Origin of the sequence: Agrobacterium genomosp. 13 str. CFBP 6927 (assembly GCA_900012615.1) — a bacterium.
Classification (GTDB): Bacteria; Pseudomonadota; Alphaproteobacteria; order Rhizobiales; family Rhizobiaceae; genus Agrobacterium.
In genome coordinates this window covers 2183719-2203750 of record LT009757.1, presented here as the reverse complement: position 1 = coordinate 2203750, position 20032 = coordinate 2183719, and the positions used below count along the sequence as shown (strand labels likewise).

Below are 20032 nucleotides of genomic sequence, written 5' to 3'. Positions count from 1 at the left end.
CCGGTCAGACGAGTTCCCGTGCCGCTACCACCCGTTCTTCCTGCTCTTCCACCAGATGGCATGCGACGCGTGTGCCGCCGGCAAGCGTGCGCACCTGCGGCACCTCCGCCGAACAGCGCGCCGTCGCAAGCGGACAACGCGGATGAAACGTGCAGCCGGATGGCGGCTTGAGCGGGCTTGGGACTTCACCGGCAACCAGTTCCCGGTCGCGGCGCGGCGCGTCGATATTGGGAATGGTCTGCAGCAGAAGCTGGGTATAGGGGTGGCGCGGGCGGGCGAACAGCTCTTCCGTATCGCCCTCCTCCACGATGCGGCCGAGATACATGACCGCAATACGATCCGACATGTGGCGAACGACGCTCATATCATGGCTGATGAACAGATAGGTCAGCCCCAGCTCGTCCTGAAGGCGACGCATCAGGTTCAGCACCTGCGCCTGCACCGAAACGTCGAGCGCGGATGTCGGCTCGTCGCAGACCAGAAACTCCGGCTCGCTCGCCAGAGCGCGGGCAATCGAGATGCGCTGGCGCTGGCCGCCTGAAAATTCATGCGGAAACTTTTCGCCGTCCGAAGCCGAAAGGCCGACGGTGCGCAGCAGCTCTTCCACACGTTCCATGGTCTCTGCACGGGTCGCGCGCAGTTTCAGTTCACGGATAGGCTCGGCGATGATGTTCTTCACCCGCCAGCGCGGATTAAGCGAGGCATAGGGATCCTGAAAGATCATCTGCGCCGAAAGCGGCGTATCCTTGCGGCCCCTGGCGAAGCGGAAATCACCGGCGCTTGGGCGGAATAACCCGGTCACCAGCCGGGCAACCGTCGATTTGCCGCAGCCGCTTTCCCCGACGATGCTGAGACAGCCGCCAGCCGGCACCGTAAAATCGATGTCGTTCACCGCCTGCACGAATTGCCGGGGCTTCCGTTCGATGACCCGGTTGAGCCACGGCGCAGAGACATCGAAGGTCTTGGTGAGACCCTTGACCGTCAATGCCGGCGTTTTTTGTGCGGGCGTTTTAACCACGGACGTTTTCATGCTGTACCTCCTGCATTCATCCAGCAGGCGCTGGCGCCATCGCCCGCCGCTTCCAGTTCCGGCCGCTCGCGAAGACAGCGCGGCCCTGAAAATCCGCAGCGCGGATTGAAGGCGCAGCCGGGCGGGATGGCGTCGAGACGCGGCATGGCGCCGTCGATCTGGTTGAGCCGTTCCACCCGCGCGCCAAGCGAGGGAATGGAGGCCATCAGGCCCTGCGTATAGGGGTGCTTCGGCGCATGCAGAACCTGTTCGACCGGACCAACCTCGATCAACCTGCCGGCATAAAGCACGGCAACGCGGTCAGCCGCCTCGGCGATGACGCCCATATCATGCGTGACCAGCATCACAGCCGTCTGCTTTTCCTTGCAGAGCTTGCGCAGCAGCGAAATGATCTGCGCCTGGATCGACACGTCAAGCGCCGTCGTCGGTTCGTCGGCGATGATCAGTTTCGGCGACGCCGCAAGTGCGAGTGCGATGACGACGCGTTGGCGCATGCCGCCGGAGAATTGATGCGGATAATGATCGATGCGGTCTGCCGGAGACGGAATGCCGACATCCCGCAAAAGCTGGACCGCACGCGCCTGCGCATCTTTTTTCGAGAGCGGCAGATGCTGCCGGATCGTCTCCACCAGCTGCGCACCAACCGTGAACAGCGGATTGAGCGAGGTCAGCGGATCCTGAAAGATCGCGCCGATTTCCCGGCCGCGGATGCTTTCCATCGCCCTGTCGTCGAGTTTGTCGATGCGGCGCGAGCCGAGCCAGATTTCGCCATCGGCAATACGGCCCGGTTTTTCGAGCAGGCCCTGTATCGCAAGGCCGGTCATGGATTTTCCGGCACCGGATTCCCCCACCACACCCAGGATTTCACCGGGGCGGATGGAAAGGCTGATGTCCGAAAGTGCCGTCACCGTTCCCCGGCGGCCGGGAAACTCGACTTTCAGATTGCGGACATCGATAACCGACTGGTTCATGTCATCCATTGGCGTTCACCTCCACCGGGTAGCTCGGGGGGAAGATTTCCGAAACGGGCGGATTGGCCCAGCTTCGCTCGGGATATTTTGCAATCAGCCCATCGAACTGCGCCTGCGCCTGAATGCGGGCGCGCGCCATATCGATATTCGCGACCTCTCTCTCCCGCATGGAGAGACGGCCATCGACGAAGACCGCACGCGTGATCTTGCCCGAACCGCCGGTGACAACAGTCGTGATCGGATCGACGCTCGGCGCCATGACCGTGTCATCGAGATCGAAGACGGCGATATCGGCGCGGGCACCCTTGGAAAGATGCCCGAGATCGGAGCGACCCAGTGCCCGCGCGCCGCCGAGTGTGGCGGCGTCGAACAGATCGGCTGAGCGGACCCTGTCGGGCGCGCCATCATTGATACGGCAGGTGATGAGACCGACCAGCAGGTTCATCAGCATGTCGGCGGGCGCCGTATCGGTGCCCATCGCAATGTTTATTCCAAGCTGCCGGCAGGCGGAGAAGGACGACAACGTGCTGCCGCTTCTAGCCGACACCAGCGGACAGTGAACAATCGACACGCCGTTTTCCGCGTAGAGCGCCAGATCTTCCTGCGTCACATTGGTGGCGTGCGGCGCGATAAGGCGGTCGCTCAAGAGGCCGGCCCTGGCGAGCCATACCGGCGCGGTCGAGCCGTGCAGCTTGCGGACCGTGTCCACCTCCATGGTGCCCTGCGCCATGTGCAGGCGGAACTTGCAGCCAAGATCACGGGCGGCGGCATCGGTTCTCTGCATCAGCGCGAGCGTGGATGTTTCGACACGATCAGGTGCCAGCATACCACGCACGAGATCGCCGTGCCTTCCGGTCTGCCGCTCGATGAACGACGCTGCTTCCTTCAGTCCCTGAAGGCCACGCTCCTCATCGAAGACCGGCACCATGCGTCCCGGCTCCTCCAGCACCATGCCGCCGGAACGGAAGGCGGGGCTGAGATAGACCCGCAGACCAAGTTCGCCGGCGGCATCGGCCGCAGCCTCGAATTCGGCGACTGTTTCTCCCCATTCACGGTAAAACAGCGAGGCAATGGGTGCCGCCGTGGTGATGCCGTTGAGGAGAAGCTGGCCGAAGGCGAAACGCTTCTGGAAGGCAAGCTCTTCCCCGGAATACATCTCGTAGGGACCGGCCTCGACATAGGAGCGCGGCCAGACACGACCCTTCGCCCAACCGGGGTGATTGTCGATACCCAGAATGGTCGTATCGAGATCGGAAAGCGCATCAAGGTCGATCAGGCCGGGGCTGATCAGGGCATTGCCTAAATCGACGCGGCGAGCAACCTCGCCGGGAAAGCTATGTCCAACGAAAAGGATTTCGCCGTTCTCGAACACGACCTCGCCGTTTTTCAGCAGCCGGTGAGACCCGTCCTTGTGGCCGACCACCCAGCTGGCGGTGAGCAGCGTGCGACCGGAAGGGCGTTCACCGAGCGCGAGGGACTGAAGCGAAGGGGTCATCATGGCGCCTCCACCACGGCCTTGCCGCCTCTGGCGGTGACACGCCCGCCCTTTACGACCAGCGGTCTTGGGGCAATATCGACAACGGCATGGGCCAGGGTCTCGCCAGTCAGCAGCGTGAAGTCTGCAGCACAGCCAACGTCGAGACCGTAATCCTTGAGGCCCATGACATCGGCACCGCCCTGCGAGACGACATGCAGGACGTGGGCAAGCTCGATATCCGAGCGCAGACCGTTCTTCATGCCGATGATCTTGGCGCGGTCGAGCATATCCGGCTGGCCCCAGGGACCCCAGGTGTCGCGAATGCCGTCACAACCGCCGCCGACACGCACACCGGCTTCCTTCAGGCGCATGATCGACGGTACATTTGCCGAGGGCGCGCCGGTCGTCAGGATCGCTACATCGAGTCTGGCGATCTCATCGATCAGCTTGCCGACGCGGAGATAGTCATTCATGCCGAGCGCAAAGGCGTGGCTGATGGCGACCTTGCCTTCCATGCCGTTGGCGCGGATGCGCTCGAAAATCAGCTCCATGGTGAAGGCGCCGAGATCGGCAGCCTCATGCAGATGAATGTCGATGGGCACGCCGTGCCTGACCGCGAGTTCAAAGAGGATATCGAGCTGGCCCTTCGGATCGCGATCGATGCCGCAGGGATCGATGCCGCCGAGGACTTCACAGCCCTGTTTCAGCGCCTCATCCAGCAGTTCCACCGTGCCCGGCATGACCATGACGCCGGACTGCGGGAAGGCAACGACCTCGATGTCGATGATGCCTTTCAGCTTCTCGCGCGTTTCCCATATGCCTTCGACAAGCTTCAGGCCATGGGTCGGATCGATATCCACGTGGCTGCGAATATGCGTGCCGCCGTTTGCGGCAAGACCGATGGCATGGCGCATGGACTGGCGGTGCGGATCGATGCCGATCTGGCTGCGGTTCTCGCGTTCGAAATCGATCCGCCCGCGCAGGATTGCGGCACGGTTGTTCTCATGCCAGGGCATGCCCCAGGTCGTCTTGTCGAGATGGGTGTGGGCGTCGATCAGGCCGGGCGCGAGGATTGCGCCGTTGCCATCCTCGACCGGCATGCCGGGTTCGGCCTCGAACTTTCCAAAACCGGCAATCTTTCCCTGCCTTATCATGATGTCGCAGGTGTCACCGGCCATGGGCCTGATGTTGCGGAGCAGAAGATCGTGCATGGAACTCACCTCAGTTTCGGATTGAGCGCATCGCGCAGCCAGTCACCCAGAAGGTTGACGGTGACGACGAGCAGGCAGAGCTGGAAAACGGGAAACAATACGATCCACCAGGAGCCGGAAAACAGGAACTGGTTGCCGATGCGGATCAGCGTTCCGAGCGACGGCTGGCTGGGCGGCATGCCGATGCCGAGGAACGACAGGGTCGCCTCAGTCAGGATCGCCATGCCGAAATTCAGCGTGGCGGCAACCATGATCGGCGTCAGCGTATTGGGCAGAATATGGTTGGCCATGATGCGGCGCGCGGGAACGCCGATGAGCTTGGCCGCCTGCACATAATCCTTGCCGGTCTCCACAATCGCCTGCGCACGCACGGTGCGCGCATATTGCACCCAGGCGGAAAGCGCGATGGCGAGAATGAGCACGGCGGACGCGCCCACCTCTCGAAGACTGTCCGGCAGCATCTGCCTGACGACCGTGGAGACGAGGATGGCCACCAGAATTGTCGGGATGGAGAGCGTGATATCGCCGATGCGCATCAGGAGATTATCGGAAAAACCGCCGAAATAACCGGCAACCAGACCGGCGGTCATGCCGATGACCAGAGACAGCGCCACGGAGGCGACACCGATGACGATGGATATGCGCGTGCCGTAAAGGATGGCGGAGAGCATATCGCGTCCCTGCGTATCCGTGCCGAGCAGATAGGGCCATTCCCCACCCTCCTGCCACACCGGCGGCAATTCGGCTTTCCACATGTCGAGCGAAGCGCCGTCATAGGGGTTCTGCGGTGCGATCAGCGGCGCGAAAATGGCGGCAAGGATGAGGATCGCCAGGATCAGCGCGCTGATCTTGGCCGATCTGCTGTGGCTGAACGACCAGTAGAGATCGCTGTTGCGTATGCGCTTGATGAGCGACGGGCGGGCAGGTTTTGCCGTTTGCGGAAGGTCTGTGGCCATGAAACCGGCTCCCTTCGGTTAGCGCGCGGTGCGCAGACGCGGATCGATCACCGCATAGGCAATGTCGACGAACGTGTTGAGGACAACGAAGATGAAGGAAATGATGCAGAGATAGGCCGCCATGACGGGGATATCGAGAAATGTCACCGCCTGTATGAACAGCATGCCCATGCCCGGCCACTGAAACACCGTCTCGGTGATGAGCGCAAAGGCGATGAGCGAACCGACATTCATCGTCGTCAGCGTCACGACAGGCATCAGACAGTTGCGCAGCGCGTGGCGGAAATAGATGCGCCAGCGGGGAATGCCGCGGGCACGGGCGAACTTGACGAAATCGGACCGCAGCACCTCCAGCATTTCGGCGCGCACCAGACGCATGACCAGCGTGATCTGGTAAAGCGAGAGCGCAATGGCAGGCAGAATGAGCGCCGAACGCCCCGACGAGGTAAGCAGGCCCGTGGACCACCAGCCAAGCTGCACGACGTCGCCTCGGCCGAAGGCAGGCGCCCAGCCAAGTGAAACCGAAAAGACGAGGATAAGCAGAATGCCGACAACGAAACTTGGCAGCGAGACGCCGACAATCGACAGGAACTGCAGGCCCTCCGTATACCACTTTCCACGCCGGATCGCCGTCAGCACTCCAAGCGGCAGGCCAACGACGAGCGAAAGGACCGTCGCCACCAGAACAAGCTCCAGCGTTGCCGGAAACCTTTCGGCTATCAGCGGCAGCACCTGCTGGCCGTTGCGATAGGAAACGCCGAAATTGCCCTGGGCCGCGTCTTTGACAAACCGCAAATATTGCGTGGGCAGACTGTCGTTGAGGCCGAGCCGCTCACGCAAAGCGGCGCGATCTTCCTGCGAGGTCTGCTCCCCCACCATCAGCTCGACGGGATCTCCGGCAAGCCGGAAAATGAGAAACGCAATAAGCGCGACGGAAAGCATGACCAGAATGGCATTTCCCATACGCTTGATGATGAAAACCAGCATTGTTACCTCTCGGATGCGAACCCATGGACATGATGCCAGCCAGGTTCGACCATTCTTTTCCAGAGACGGGGCACAGGTCGTTTACGCCTGTAGAATTGTCGACAATCACGCCGGCAGCGGATCATATATCCGGCGCAGCGAATGCAGACGGCATCGCTTTTGACCCGATACGAAAGCTGCCCCGGATGGGCCGAAAAGGCATTCAGCAATATGCCGAATGCCTTTTCGAGTTCCGGATTATTTGTCGAGTTGCGTCAGCCAGTGGCGCGGCTTGTTGTCGGCGCGGAAATCGACGCTCTTCACCTTGCCAAGCATCGCCCATGCAATCGGCTGCTGGTGCAGCGGCACAAGCATCGCCTCGTCCTTGGCGATCTTCAAGGCCGCCTCTTCAAGGGCAAGACGTTTGGTATTGTCCTGCTCCTGCGCTGCCTGGTCCACCAGCTTGTCGATCTCGGGGTTCGACCAGCCGCCATAGTTGGAGACGCCCATTGCGCCCTTTCGGGTGGAGAGTATCTGCGACAGGAAGGAGAAGGCATCGAGCGTCGGTTCGTTCGCCCAGCTGAGGTTGAAGACATCCGCCTTGCCGCCATTACGCTTCGGAGACTGCACAGAGCGCGGCGCTATATCGATTGTCGGCTGGAAACCGCCACGCTTCAGCATGTTGGCGACACCCGAGCAGATATCTTCCTCGTTGATGCTCTCGTCATTCATGCAGGTATAGGTGAAAGCGAGGTTCTTCATGCCGGCATCGGCAAGAAGCTTCTGCGCCTGTGCCGGATCGGCGGGCTGGAAGGTGTCAAGCGACTTGGCATAACCCGAAATTTCAGGCGCGATGAGCGAGCCGGACGGCCTTGCAAGGCCGCGCATGACCTTCTTGTTGATGAGATCGCGATCGATCGACAGTTCGAATGCCTGGCGAACACGAAGATCATTAAAGGGGTTCGGCTTGCCGTCCTCCAGCTTTTCGCGGCGGTTGAAGCCGATGAACAGCGTGCGCAACTCGGTGCGCTTCTTCACCGTAATATTGGGCGAGGATTCAAGCCGCGGCAAATCCTGGATCGGTGCGGAATCGATCAGGTCGATTTCGCCGGAAAGCAAAGCCGCGACACGGGTGGCCGCAGAAGCGATCGGCACGAATTCGATGCGATCGAGATTGTGTTTCTTCTGATCCCACCAGGCTTCATTGGCGACAAGAACCGTCTTGCTATCGGGCACGCGGCTTTCAAGCTTGAAGGGCCCGGTGCCGTTGGTGTGCATCGTCGTATAGCCATCGACCTTGGAGGCGAAATCGGTCGGCTTCTCGCTATTGTTATCCTTAAGCCACTTGGCGTTGAAGATGAAGATATTGGTGATGTCGTTGAGGAAGAGCGAGGTGGGTGCGCTGACGTCGAGATCGACGGTATAGTCATCGACTTTCTTCACGCCCGCAAAAACCGGAATATTACCGCGCAGCGGCGAAGTGGCATCCGAGGCGCGCGTGAAGGACGCGACGACATCGTCAGCGGTGAAATCGGCGCCATCATGGAATTTCACACCCTTGCGCAGGGTGAAACGCCATGTCTTTCCATCAACAAGCTTCCATTCCGTCGCAAGAGCCGGCTCGATCTTGAAGTCGGGTCCGTAACGGACAAGCCCCTCATAGATATGATTGAGAAAGGCGAGATTGGAGGTGGACGGCACCGAATATGGATCGAGCGAATAAAGGTCGGCGCGGCCGGCCCAACGCAGGGTTTCAGCACTTGCGGGAACGGCAATGGCGGCCGCCGCCAGGGCGGCCAGGACGAAACTTCTCATTCGGGACATTTGATCCCCCCTTTTTATAAATCGTTGAAGTGCCGGCTGACCTACCGGCCGGACAAGGCGGAGTATTGTTTCGCTCAGCCTTATTGTCAATAATATTGTTGACAATTATCGTATCCAAAATCGACGCATCCTGAATACCAGCTGCGAACACAAGGGAGGAAGGCTAAATGGGGAATTTTCTGCTATTGCACGGCACGATGGTGACCGTGGATCGTGAGCGACGCATCATCGAGGATTGCGGCCTTGCCATAAAGGACGACCGGATCGTCGACATCGGCACGGCGGAGGAACTGGCGCCACGCCACACCGACAAGCAGGTGATAGATTGTCGGGGAAAACTGATCATTCCCGGCCTCATCGATGCCCATGGCCATGCCGGGCACGCCTTGATCCGCAGCATTGCCGCCGACACCAATGCGATGTGGATGAAGGTGGTGACGCCGACCTATTACCACTATGTCACGCGCGACTATTGGTATGCGGACGGCCTTGTCTCCGGCATCGAGCGGCTGCGTGCCGGTGTCACCACCGGCGCCAGCATCATCACCTCCATGCCACGCGCCGACGACCCTGTCTTTGCCATCAACCACGCCCGCGCCTATGACGAGATCGGGATTCGCGAAATCATCTGTGTGGGACCTTCCGGCCTGCCCTGGCCGCACCCGGTGACCCGATGGGAAAGCGGCTCTCCGGAGCGCCGCAACATCAGCTTCGAGGAGATGATCGAAGGCAGCGAAGCCACAATCGAGGCTCTGAACGGAACGGCTGATGGACGCATCAGCGTCTTCCTGACACCCTTCACCATCGTCCCCTCGGTTGAGCCCTCCAACGCTTCAAGCCCCGACCAGGCGGTGAAGCTGACGGATAATGACCGCTTGCAGGCCCGCCGGATACGTGAGACCGCCCGCAAAATGGGCGTCCGGCTGCATTCGGACGCATTTGCGGGACAAATCCGCATGGCTTTTCAGGACAAGGAAAATGCGCTGCTTGGCCCCGATATCCACCTCCAGCACTGCTGGGGCATCTCGCATGACGAGATCGACATTCTGGCGGAAACCGGCACACGCGTGACCCATGCACCGCCGGGCCGCGCGACGCCGATCATGGAAATGATGTCCAAGGGCATCCGCGTCGCCATCACCACCGATGGCGCCGCACCCAGCCGCCACTTCGACATGCTGCAGACCGCCCGCATGGCGCAATTCACGCAGCACCTGCTGCACAATCACGATCGTTACCTGCTGCCACCCGGCAAGATATTCGAAATGATCACCATCGACGCCGCCCACGCCATCGGCATGGAGGATGAAATCGGTTCGCTGGAAATCGGCAAAAAGGCCGATATCGCCATCATCGACATGCGCAAACCGCATCTGATGCCGATGTGGATGCCTGTGCACCGGCTGGTGCATCAGGTGCTGGGAAGCGACGTCGACACCGTCTTCGTGGATGGAAGAATGCTGATGGAAAACGGCCGCGTTCTGACGACGGATGTCGATGCGGCCATCTCCTTCGGGCAGGAAGAAGCACTGGCCCTCGCCGCCCGCGCCGGTCTGGAAGCGCATATGCATGATCCGGGTTGGGGAAAGCTGTTACGGACCTTCGAAGAACCGGTCCACCCGCCCCTGCCGCCCGATCCGGCATTCGGTCGGTAATCTGGCAAAATAGGCCATCAAGCGCTGCAATGCATCCACGCTTGCAGATGGCCGCAATGACATTGTCGACAAAACCGCGCGCAATCCCTCATGACAACAAAAACTCCCCGGCCTGGAGGGGTCCGGGGAGCAAACCTGACTTCATGTCAGGAACTTTGACTGGAGCTAGCACTCACCCGTTCGAAAACGGGGTGGATCTGAGTCATCTAACCAGGTTTATGCTTTTTTCTTATGTGCAGTATTAGAACGAACGCTGCAGGCGAACGAAGCCGCTCCAAGCCTCAGGCTTGTTGTCGACGTCGAGGTAGTTGGCGGTGAGCTTCGTGGTGAGGCCGTCCGTGATCTTGTAATCAACAGTCAGACCAGCCTTCCAGGCGTCGTTGTTGGAGAACTCATCCCAGGAAACGAGGCCGTAGCTGCCGTAGTACTGGAAACCGGGGGTGATCTTAAGCTTGTCGGTAGCCTTGATGGCGTATTCCGCAGCAACTGCCCACTCGGAAACGTTGTAATAAGCGTTTGCGCCGGAGGCCCAAACACCGGACAGGCCAAGAGTGCCGGGACCAATGCCAGCCGTTGCGATCAGGCGGACGGAGCCGTTTTCGCGGTCCGTGTCGTAGCCGCCGATGAGCTGCAGGGTTACGCTGTCGAACTTTGCACCAGCGCCGAGAGCAACACCGATATTATTGTCAGCTTTGTTAAAGCCTGGAACGCTGATGCCTTCGAGTTCGTCAACCGAAGCGCCTGCCCAGAAGGAACCAGCGTCGTAGGTGTAACGAATGGAGTTGAACAGAGCGTTGGAAGCCACTTCGTCCGTTTCGCCAGAAAGGCTATCGTCCCACCAGCTGTAGAACTTACCGACCTTCAGGCCGGCGATTTCGATGAAAGCCTGGTCAACGAAAACGCCAGAGCCCAAGTTGCCGCTCGTACCGACGGTCGAGCCGCCAACGCCGGAGTCAGCGTTACCACGGAAGCCGATGAAACCACGCAGAGCACCGAGCTCGGTGTCGGTGCGGGTGTCAACTTCGAACTGGGCGCGGGTGAATGAATCCCAGTCAGACGTGCCGGAAGCGTCGCGGCCGAAGTTGGTCTGGAAACGGATGTAACCGCCGAACTTCAGGCAGGTTTCGGTGCCGGGGATGTAGAAGAAGCCGGTACCGAAAGCGTCGCAGACGCGAACATATTCCATGGGCTCGGGCTCGGCAGCGACGATAGCGTCAGCGGCCTGTGCGCCGGATACTGCTGCGAGAGCGGCAGCGGAGCCGATAAGAAGGCTCTTGATGTTCATTTTTTAATCTCCAGTCAAAAATTTTTCAACGAATGCGCAAATTTGAGGGCTGGTCTTTCCCTGCCGCCCGCTTCCCTGCGCTGATTCAGCAAATGACAGAAACAACCGAAGACTCGCAATTCAAATCGGCAAAATCCAAATACAATAAAAGTAAGCAATCCAATTACGTAGTAAAATTACAACAAATAAGTATTTTAAACTATAATGTTTTTCTGATTTAATTCTAAATAACATTATTTATTACTTATACAATGTGGAATTATATAAAAAATTTATGACAATACGACAATATAAAATGGAAGACTGAAAGCACATCGCCTTCGCAAAGAACCGTGCGCAGACGGTTGGAGTTTGCCGTAATGGAGACGGCGCAAGGCGGCAGATACCAGCATGAGCATCACCGGATCAGTTCAACACTGTCAGGACAAAGATCGCCTTGCAGAGTCTATATCGGGTCGCTGGACAATCCGGTGAGAAACCTCGTCATGTTTCCCAGCATGTCACCGATCACGTCCGCCTGCACCGGCCGACTGAAATAATAACCCTGCCCATAGGGACAGCCGGCGGTGCGCAGAAATGCTGCCTGTTCAGCCGTTTCCACACCTTCGGCAATGACATCGATATCGAGAGACCCGGCAAGCTGGATCATGATGGAGACGATGGCGCTGTCCTTGGTTTTTTCCGGCAGGTGGGTGAGGAACGAGCGGTCAATCTTCATGCAGGACAAGGGGAAGGTCTTGAGCATGCCGAGGCAGGAATAACCGATGCCGAAATCATCCAGCGCGAGGCTGACACCCATCTGCTTGATGGCGCGCATGATCCTGACGGATGTTTCCACATCCTGAATGATGAGCGTCTCGGTGATTTCAATTTCCAGGAGGGATGGTGCAAGGCCGGTTTCCGTCAGCGCCGATCTGATCTGCTCGACAAGCCCGCTCTGGAACTGCCTGGGCGAAATATTGACCGCCATCTTCACGGGCGAGAGGCCCGCAGCCGCCCATGCCTGCGCCTGCCGGCAGGCCTTTCTCAGAATGGTTTCCCCCAACTCCACGATGAGGCCGGTTTCTTCGGCAAGACCGATGAATTCCGCAGGTCCCAGCAAACCTTCTGATGGATGCTGCCAGCGCACCAGCGCCTCCACACCGCTGATGCGGCCGGTTTGAAGATGGACCTGCGGCTGGAAATGCAGGACGAACTCATCCCTCTCCACCGCCTTGCGCAATTCCTCTATGCGGGTGAATTTTTTGCGCAGATCATCCGCCATGCGCGGCGTGAAGGTGGCGATGCCATCGCGACCATTATGTTTGGCCTCATACATGGCAAGATCAGCTGCCGCGACGATTTCCGCCGTGGTTTCCCCATGCTCCGGGAAGAACGCCATGCCGATGCTGCATGTGACCTTGATATCGTAATTGCCGATGCGCAGCGGTTGCGACACCGTCGCCCGGATGCGCTGTAGCCGGCTTTCGAAATCGTCCTTCTGCTTTTCCAGAATGATGACGAATTCATCGCCGCCCACCCGCAGCACAAGATCGTTACGCTTGAGGCTGCGCGCGATACGCTCGGCGGTTCTGGACAAGAGAGCATCGCCAATACTGTGGCCGAGCGTGTCGTTGATCTGCTTGAAATTATCGAGATCGAGAAAGCCGATGCCAACCCTTCGGTTTGCCTTTGCGGCCGCGGCCAATATTTCCGGCAGTCTCGTATCCAGAAAGCGCCGGTTGGGCAGCCGGGTCAGCATGTCGTGATCGGCCAGAAAGGCGATATGTTCCGCCGCCCGCTTGCGGTCGATTGCGAGACCCGCCATGCGCGCAGCGGCACCGATAAATTCCACGAGGGCCGCATCCGGCTTGCGGGCGGCCAGCATGCACCACACAAAACCGTGGGCCATGCCTTCGCTGGCGGGAATATCGAAACTGAAAGCAATATGATCCGCCGGACAGTCGAGATCACCGGGATCGTCGACGGTGGAAATATGTGCCGTCAGGTCTTCATGAGGCGCGAGCGCCGGTGAGGCATAGACGGAGGGCTCACCCGCCGCCGCATCGAATACCCGCACCGCGCATGCCAGCCCGGTGGCGAGATTTTCGATCGCCTTGACGAATTCCTCAAGAAAATCCTCGATCCGTGCCGCAGCAACGATCATTTCGAGAATACGCGCCTGCGCCTGAAGCAGTCTTTCCGAGGCCTTTTTCTGGGTTATATCGCGGGAAGCGCCAACCACGCCGATGATCTTGCCAGCCTTGTCCTTTAAGGGCACGCGCGACATCATCAGCCAGCGGTCGATATCGCCGCGCATGGCGCGTTCCTCATAACCGAGATCGGGCTCTCCAGTGCGCATCACCCGCGCCTCGGTATCGGGAATGCCGGCAAGCCGCGCCGCATCGCCATGAATATCGGAATCGGTCAGCCCGATCAGCTCTTCGACGGTGTCGAAGCCATTCTCGGTAACGATCGCACGGTTGGCAAAAAGGAAACGCCCCTCCAGATCCTTGGCATAGATGAAATCCGGCACGTGATCGATCATGGCTTCCAAAAGCGTGTGCCGGTCGGAGGGATTGGCGATTCTGGCGGTTTCAGAAGGAGCGGAAGGGCTCGCGTCGCGCTTCTTTCGCGACATCCGGTTCTGCACGGGTGTCTTCGGGCCTTTGGAACGCACCTCTCCGCCTCATCGCTTTATAAGGAAGCAGAATAGTAGGATTATACATATTATATAAATATGAACGGTGGGAGGAGATTACGAGGAATACGGTCAGCCTTTTGCGGCCCCGCTCGCAAGCCGACGACCGCCGGAAGAAAAACGGCGCGACATGAGCCGCGCCGTCAGACCAGAGGCATGAATTCCCTGCCGTCACACCACCGGCGTCGGCAGGTCCTTGCCGGCGAAATGCGCGTCAAGATTGGCAAGAACGAGATCAGCCATGGCGCGCCGCGTCTGGTGCGTGCCGCTGCCGACATGCGGCGCGAGCGTGACATTATCAAAAGCGAAAAGTGCTTCCGGCACACGCGGCTCGTCTTCGAAGACATCGAGCGCCGCGCCGCCGATCGTGCCGTTCGAAAGCGCCTCAACCAGCGCCTTCTCATCCACCAGCGAACCACGCGCCACGTTAACGAGCACACCCTGGGGACCGAGCGCCTTCAGCACATCCGCATTGACGATATGGCGTGTTTCGGCGGTCGCGGCGGCGGCGATGATCAGCACATCGCAATTGGCGGCCAGCGCCTCGATGCTGTCATAATAATCATAGGCAACATCGCGGCGGTTTCTGGCGGTGTAGGAAATGCGCGCATCAAAACCCTCGAGCCGCTTTGCGATTGCCTGGCCGATGCGGCCGAGGCCGAATATGCCGTAACGGCGGCCGGCGACGCGGGTGGAAAGCCCCATATCGCCCTTCAGCCATTGGCCCGTGCGCACATGCTGATCCGCCTGCGGCAGCTTGCGCGCCTGCGCCAGAACGAGGCCGAGCGCCAGATCGGCAACATCGGCCGTCAGCACGTCAGGCGTGTTGGAGACGCGAAAACCGCGTCGCTTGGCATCAGTCAGATCCACCTTGTCGAAACCGACGCCGTTGATGGCGACAATTTCAAGATTGGGGAGTGCGGCGCCGATATCCGCCGGCAGGCCGATATGGCCGCCGGTGACGACGCCGCGGATTGAAGCACCCTTATCAGCAAGGAACGCCGCCTTGTCAGCAGCCTCGAACAGGCGATGCACGGTGAAGCGCTCGGCGAGTTCGCCTTCCAGTGCCGGGATGAGCGGGCACAATTGCACGATTTCAGTGGTCATGAAGTTTCCTTTGCGCCGGTGAACTACTTCACATCGGCCTTGACGAATTGCCGGAGTTCCGGCGTTTGCGGATTGGCGAAGAGTTCGGACGAACGGCCCTGCTCCCAGATCTTGCCCCTGTGCATGAAGATGGTTTCGGTCGCCACGCGGCGCGCAAAGGCCATTTCATGGGTCACGAGGATCATGGTCATGCCGTCTTTGGCGAGGTTTTCCATCACGGTCAGCACTTCCTCAGTCAATTCAGGGTCGAGCGCCGAGGTCACCTCGTCGAACAGCATCACCTTCGGCCGCATGGCGAGCGAGCGGGCAATCGCCACGCGCTGCTGCTGGCCGCCGGAAAGCTGGTCCGGATAGGAATCGAATTTCTCCGACAGGCCGACGAGTTGCAGAACTTCGCGGGCAATATCCTTGGTTTCCGATTTCGCCACATCCTTGACGATGCGCGGCGCGAGCATGATGTTTTCGCCGACCGTCAGATGCGGGAAAAGGTTGTAGCTCTGGAACACGATGCCGACATCGGTGCGCAGCTTGCGCAGCGCCTTGGCATCTTCGCCAATCGCATGACCGGCGATTTCGATACGGCCCGAATTGATCTTCTCCAGCCCGTTCATGCAGCGCAGCAGCGTGCTCTTGCCCGAACCCGAGCGGCCGATGAGGGCGAAGACTTCACCACGGCCAACCGTCAGCGACACGCCTTTGAGGACTTCCAGAGCGCCAAAGCTCTTGTGAACGTTTTCAACGATTACTTCCGGCATGAAGCCTCCTTTCCAGCCAACGCGACAGCTGGGACAACGGGTAGCAGACGATGAAATAAAGCACGGCCACGGCGACGAAGACGCGGAACGGCTGGAACGTGGCATTGTTGATGAGCTGTCCCGCTCTCGCCAGTTCGACGAAACCGATGATCGATGCGATGGACGTATTCTTGACGACCTGAACGGCGAAACCGACGGTCGGCGGTAGTGAAATGCGGATCGCCTGCGGCAGGATGACGTAGCGATATTGCTGGGCGCGGGTCAGCGCCAGCGATTCCGACGCTTCCCATTGCTGCTTCGGCACCGCCTGGATGCAGCCGCGCCAGATTTCCGCGAGATAACCCGATGTATAAATCGTCATCGAGGCGCCGGCCGCAAAGAGCGGCGGCAGTTCCAGCCCGGCAAGGCTGAGGCCGTAATAGGACAGGAACAGGATCATCAGCACCGGAATGCCCTGGATCACCTGGATATAGGTGCCGGCGGCAATGCGCAGCGCCTTGAAATTCGAGGTGCGGGCCAGCGCCACGAAGAAGCCGACGATGCCGCCGCCGATAAGGGCAATGATCGTCAGAAGCACGGTCCATTGCAGGGCGGTCAGCAGGAAGCCGAACTCGTTCCAGCCGAAAGTTCGAAGAGTCATGACTGCACCTCCGGCATGGCGGTCATCGTCTTGCGGGCAACGCGGCGGCCGAACAGCCACATGCCGACAAGGGCAAGGATGAGCCGCAGGCTGAGCGCCAGCGCAAGATAGATGAGCGTGACGACGATATAGACCTCGAAGGAGCGATAGGTCTGCGATTCCACGAAGGCTGCGGCCGCCGCAAGCTCATGGGTGGAAATGGCCGAACATATGCTCGATGCCAGCATCATCAGCACGAACTGGCTGCACAGCGAGGGATAGACCTTGGCGATGGCAGGCACGATGATGACGTGGCGATAGATCTGATACTTGGTAAAGCCGAGCGCCTCCCCCGCCTCGATCTGCGACTTGTGCACCGCCTCGATGCCGGCACGGATGATTTCCGTTGAATAGGCCGCGAGGTTGATCGTCATGCCGATCAGCGCCGCCGTATCCGCCCCTACCCTGAAGCCGAGGCCCGGCAGGCCGAAATAGACGATGAAAAGCTGCACGAGAAACGGCGTATTGCGGATGACTTCCACATAACCGTCCACGATGATGCGGACGATGCCGCCATTGATGGACCGCAGCGAGGCCAAAAGAATGCCGAAAGCGCAGCCGAGCACGATGGACAGGACAGACAGCTTGATCGTCAGCCATATGCCGTTCAGAATCTCGTTCTGATACTGGGCGAGTGCGCCGAATTGGAATGTATAGGACATGCGTCACTCCGTTGACATTTCCCGGCCCGCCGAAAGTCTTCCCGGCGGGCGCGTTGAAAGGCTCAATCAGAAGCTTGGCAATTGCGGCAGCGGACGGCCGGTCCACTTGACCGAGATGCGGTCGAGATCGCCGGACATCTTCATGAGGTAGATGGAGGTGTTCAGCCACTGGCGCAGCTCGAAGTCCTCGAGCTTGGTCGCCATGGAGTTGCCCTGCTGGAAAAAGGTGAAACCAACCTGCAGACCGGCTTCCGGACGCTGCTTGATGATCGCCTCGCCAACCGTGGACGGCAGTGCCACGGCATCCACCTGACCGGCGAGCAAAGCCTGGGCGCTGGTGGAATCGTCTTCGTAAACGACGATTTCGAGACCTTCAACATTGGCCTTGCGCAGCGCGGTTTCCTGCGAGGAACCGCGATTGACCGAAACGCGCTTGCCCTTGAGGCTGTCGAGATTTTCGAACTTCTGGTCCTTGCCGGAGATGATGTCCATGTTGAAGGCGCTGTAAGGCTGCGTGAACATCACGGTCTTGGCGCGTTCACCGGTCGGCGCGAGCGTCGCAACAAGGAAATCGACCTTGCCGGTCTGAAGTGCGGGAATGCGGGCGGGCGGTGTCAGCGGTACCAGCTCCACCGGCAGCGACAGATAAGAGCCGATGAGATTGGCGACATCGACGTCGTAACCGGAAGGATTGCCCTTCTCATCCACCATGCCCATCGGCGGCGCACCGGTCAGAACACCGATCTTGACCTTGCCGCGCGCCGTGATCTCGCTGAGCGAGACGGCATGGGCGGACGTGGTGGCGGCGAGCGTTGCTGCTGCAACACCGACGGCAACGGTCATGTTCTTCAGAAATCTTGAAATGCTCATGGTTTCTCCTCCAACCTTATAGTGGCTGTCCAAATGGAACAGCGGCCTTGCGCAAACCGGAAAATGTTCTCGATAACATTTTAACGCGATTGACTAAAAACTCCTCCCAAGAAACCGCGAAAGCACAAAACCGGATGAATTTCCTATTAAATTCAATGTTTTTGGCTGGTTATCGATTTTCCTCTGTTCGACACCGTTTCACGTTCTTGGCAGGATCAATAATGCATGTTATCGGTATCATTGCAAGTCCGATCTACAGAACTGTTTCGGTCGGCAATCATTCGGGAGGAAACATGTACACACGCTCGGCAATTTTCGAAGGCAGGATTCACCCCGGCCGGGAGGAGGAGTTTTTCCGCATCGTCGAGGAGAAATTGCTGCCGGTCTGGAAACGCATGCCGAATGCGCAGGCGGTGCGGGTGATGCGTACCGAGCGCACCGATCCGGACGCAGCCTCAATCATCATGGTGCAGGAAATCGACTATCCGTCGATGGAAGCAGTGGAGGAAGCGCTGGTTTCGCCGGTCAGGCTGGAAGGTCGGGTGCTGACGGATGAGATGATGAGCATGTGCGACGGGCGTTTTTACCATCTGGTCTATAGCCGCGTCGCATAAATCCGGTGCACGCCGCATCGATCTGCAATCATACGGCGTGCTTTCCCTTGATATCTTCGTGTATGTCTTGTCCTGAACCGGTTCGAATTTAGGGAGACATGCTTTGGTGGAGCGCACGCCCTTGGCCGCAGCGTTAGTCACGTCAAAAAAAGCAACCATGAGCGATGTCTCGAAACTCGCGGGCGTCTCCAAGATGACCGTTTCGCGGGTACTGGCCGATCCTGCCCTTGTGTCGGAAGAGACACGTCAGAAGGTGATGAAAGCCATCGAGAAGCTGGGCTATGTGCCAGACCGGATCGCCGGTTCGCTTTCCTCCCGCCGCACCAATTTCATCACCGCCATCCTGCCGACGCTCACCAACTCCAACTTCGCCGATAGCGCGCAGGGGCTTGCCAATGCGCTGCGCGCCGCCGACTATCAATTGCTGATCGGTTACACCATGTACGATCTGCAGGAGGAAGAACGCGTCATCCGCACCATGATGGAGCGCCGCCCCGATGCCATCGTCGTCGCTGGCACGGTGCATACCAAGATGGCGAGCGAAGTTTTGATGCGCGCCGGTATTCCCATCGTGGAAATCTGGGATGTACCGGAACACCCGATCGATCACGCGGTCGGTTTTTCCAATTACGAAGTGGGAAGAACCGCCGCCAAACATCTGATATCGCTTGGCTTCAAGCGAATCGGCGCGCTCGGATCGAGGGCCGATGGCGATGTGAAGGACTGGCGCGGCGAAAGCCGCCTGCTCGGCTTTGGTGCCGCACTTCGCGAAGCCGGCATTGCCGATGACCTCATCATCCGTGAAGGCAGCGCCCCGGTCTCCTATGACCACGGGGCAAAGACCCTCGGCTCGCTGCTGGCCAAGGCCCCAGATGTCGAGGCCATCTTCGCGGTATCGGATATTTCCGCCGTCGGCGCGCTGATGGAATGTCATCGCCGTGGCATTCATGTGCCCGATCAGGTCTCGATTCTCGGTTTCGGCGATTTCGATATCGGCCGCCAATGTTACCCGGCGATTTCAACGATCCGCGTCGATGCCCAGATGATCGGCCGCAGGGCGGGCGAGTTGTTGCTGTCGATACTGGAGGCGGAGAAGGATGCCATTGTTCCCGAGGGTGCAAGGGTGGATGTCGGCTTCGAACTGATCGTGCGGGAGACGACAAAGCGGCTGAGCCAGTGAGCGTCTAGCCCTATTGGGACGAGCGGGTGCTGCTTGCTTCTTCTCCCCAAGGGGGAGAAGTCCGCGGCAGCGGGATGAGGGGGCAAGCTCTCCGCATATCGCTAGCGTTG

The 20032-nt window shown here is 59.4% G+C and carries 17 protein-coding genes; 3 read left to right on the top strand and 14 right to left on the bottom strand.

All coding sequences use genetic code 11. The annotated features are described in order from the left end of the window. Window positions 1-4 precede the first annotated feature (4 nt). The 7 genes from AGR13A_RS24265 to AGR13A_RS24235 form a co-directional block, all read right to left on the bottom strand. Window positions 5-1030 (bottom strand): ABC transporter ATP-binding protein, encoded by a 1026-nt coding sequence (locus AGR13A_RS24265; protein ID WP_080840135.1) that lies wholly within the window; start codon window positions 1028-1030, stop codon window positions 5-7. Further along, window positions 1027-2010 carry an ABC transporter ATP-binding protein gene (locus AGR13A_RS24260; RefSeq protein ID WP_035224943.1) on the bottom strand — a complete coding sequence of 328 codons (984 nt, stop codon included), beginning with the start codon at window positions 2008-2010 and terminating at the stop codon, window positions 1027-1029. Before AGR13A_RS24260 ends, AGR13A_RS24265 begins: the two co-directional genes overlap by 4 nt. Continuing rightward, the gene (locus AGR13A_RS24255; RefSeq protein WP_080840471.1) at window positions 2003-3496 is read right to left on the bottom strand and encodes an amidohydrolase family protein; all 1494 of its coding nucleotides are present in this window, start codon (window positions 3494-3496) and stop codon (window positions 2003-2005) included. The genes AGR13A_RS24260 and AGR13A_RS24255 overlap by 8 nt, the downstream gene beginning before the upstream one ends. Next, window positions 3496-4689 carry an amidohydrolase family protein gene (locus AGR13A_RS24250; protein ID WP_080840133.1) on the bottom strand — a complete coding sequence of 398 codons (1194 nt, stop codon included), beginning with the start codon at window positions 4687-4689 and terminating at the stop codon, window positions 3496-3498. Before AGR13A_RS24250 ends, AGR13A_RS24255 begins: the two co-directional genes overlap by 1 nt. A 5-nt stretch (window positions 4690-4694) precedes the next feature. Then, window positions 4695-5645: an ABC transporter permease gene (locus AGR13A_RS24245; RefSeq protein ID WP_035224938.1), complete on the bottom strand. Its 951-nt coding sequence runs from the start codon at window positions 5643-5645 to the stop codon at window positions 4695-4697. Window positions 5646-5663: 18 nt separating this feature from the next. Further along, the gene (locus AGR13A_RS24240; RefSeq protein WP_080840131.1) at window positions 5664-6632 is read right to left on the bottom strand and encodes an ABC transporter permease; all 969 of its coding nucleotides are present in this window, start codon (window positions 6630-6632) and stop codon (window positions 5664-5666) included. 237 nt (window positions 6633-6869) lie between these two features. Continuing rightward, the gene (locus AGR13A_RS24235) at window positions 6870-8435 is read right to left on the bottom strand and encodes an ABC transporter substrate-binding protein (RefSeq protein WP_080840129.1); all 1566 of its coding nucleotides are present in this window, start codon (window positions 8433-8435) and stop codon (window positions 6870-6872) included. A gap of 167 nt (window positions 8436-8602) precedes the next feature. Here AGR13A_RS24235 and AGR13A_RS24230 point away from each other — a divergent pair, with 167 nt between their 5' ends. Beyond that, window positions 8603-10090: an amidohydrolase family protein gene (locus AGR13A_RS24230; RefSeq protein WP_080840127.1), complete on the top strand. Its 1488-nt coding sequence runs from the start codon at window positions 8603-8605 to the stop codon at window positions 10088-10090. Between the two features lie 241 nt (window positions 10091-10331). Here the strand turns inward: AGR13A_RS24230 and AGR13A_RS24225 are convergent, their stop codons facing one another. From AGR13A_RS24225 to AGR13A_RS24190, 7 genes are all read right to left on the bottom strand, one after another. After that, entirely contained in the window at window positions 10332-11375 is a 1044-nt protein-coding gene (locus tag AGR13A_RS24225) for a porin (RefSeq protein WP_080840125.1), read from the bottom strand. Window positions 11376-11820: 445 nt separating this feature from the next. Further along, on the bottom strand, window positions 11821-13995 hold the full coding sequence (locus AGR13A_RS24215) for a putative bifunctional diguanylate cyclase/phosphodiesterase (protein ID WP_080840121.1): 2175 nt from the start codon (window positions 13993-13995) through the stop codon (window positions 11821-11823). Window positions 13996-14226: 231 nt separating this feature from the next. Next, complete coding sequence (locus tag AGR13A_RS24210; protein ID WP_080840119.1) at window positions 14227-15162, bottom strand: 2-hydroxyacid dehydrogenase; 936 nt, start codon at window positions 15160-15162, stop codon at window positions 14227-14229. Between the two features lie 23 nt (window positions 15163-15185). Beyond that, window positions 15186-15917: an amino acid ABC transporter ATP-binding protein gene (locus AGR13A_RS24205; protein ID WP_139786126.1), complete on the bottom strand. Its 732-nt coding sequence runs from the start codon at window positions 15915-15917 to the stop codon at window positions 15186-15188. After that, window positions 15898-16557, bottom strand: coding sequence for an amino acid ABC transporter permease (locus AGR13A_RS24200; protein ID WP_003521700.1), 660 nt, complete (start codon window positions 16555-16557; stop codon window positions 15898-15900). Before AGR13A_RS24200 ends, AGR13A_RS24205 begins: the two co-directional genes overlap by 20 nt. Next, window positions 16554-17258, bottom strand: coding sequence for an amino acid ABC transporter permease (locus AGR13A_RS24195; protein ID WP_003505665.1), 705 nt, complete (start codon window positions 17256-17258; stop codon window positions 16554-16556). Before AGR13A_RS24195 ends, AGR13A_RS24200 begins: the two co-directional genes overlap by 4 nt. 66 nt (window positions 17259-17324) lie before the next feature. Then, entirely contained in the window at window positions 17325-18128 is an 804-nt protein-coding gene (locus AGR13A_RS24190; RefSeq protein WP_046801225.1) for a transporter substrate-binding domain-containing protein, read from the bottom strand. 293 nt (window positions 18129-18421) lie between these two features. Here AGR13A_RS24190 and AGR13A_RS24185 point away from each other — a divergent pair, with 293 nt between their 5' ends. Continuing rightward, window positions 18422-18742 (top strand): hypothetical protein, encoded by a 321-nt coding sequence (locus tag AGR13A_RS24185; protein ID WP_003505663.1) that lies wholly within the window; start codon window positions 18422-18424, stop codon window positions 18740-18742. A gap of 157 nt (window positions 18743-18899) precedes the next feature. After that, window positions 18900-19922, top strand: coding sequence for a LacI family DNA-binding transcriptional regulator (locus AGR13A_RS24180; RefSeq protein ID WP_080840115.1), 1023 nt, complete (start codon window positions 18900-18902; stop codon window positions 19920-19922). Window positions 19923-20032 lie beyond the last annotated feature (110 nt).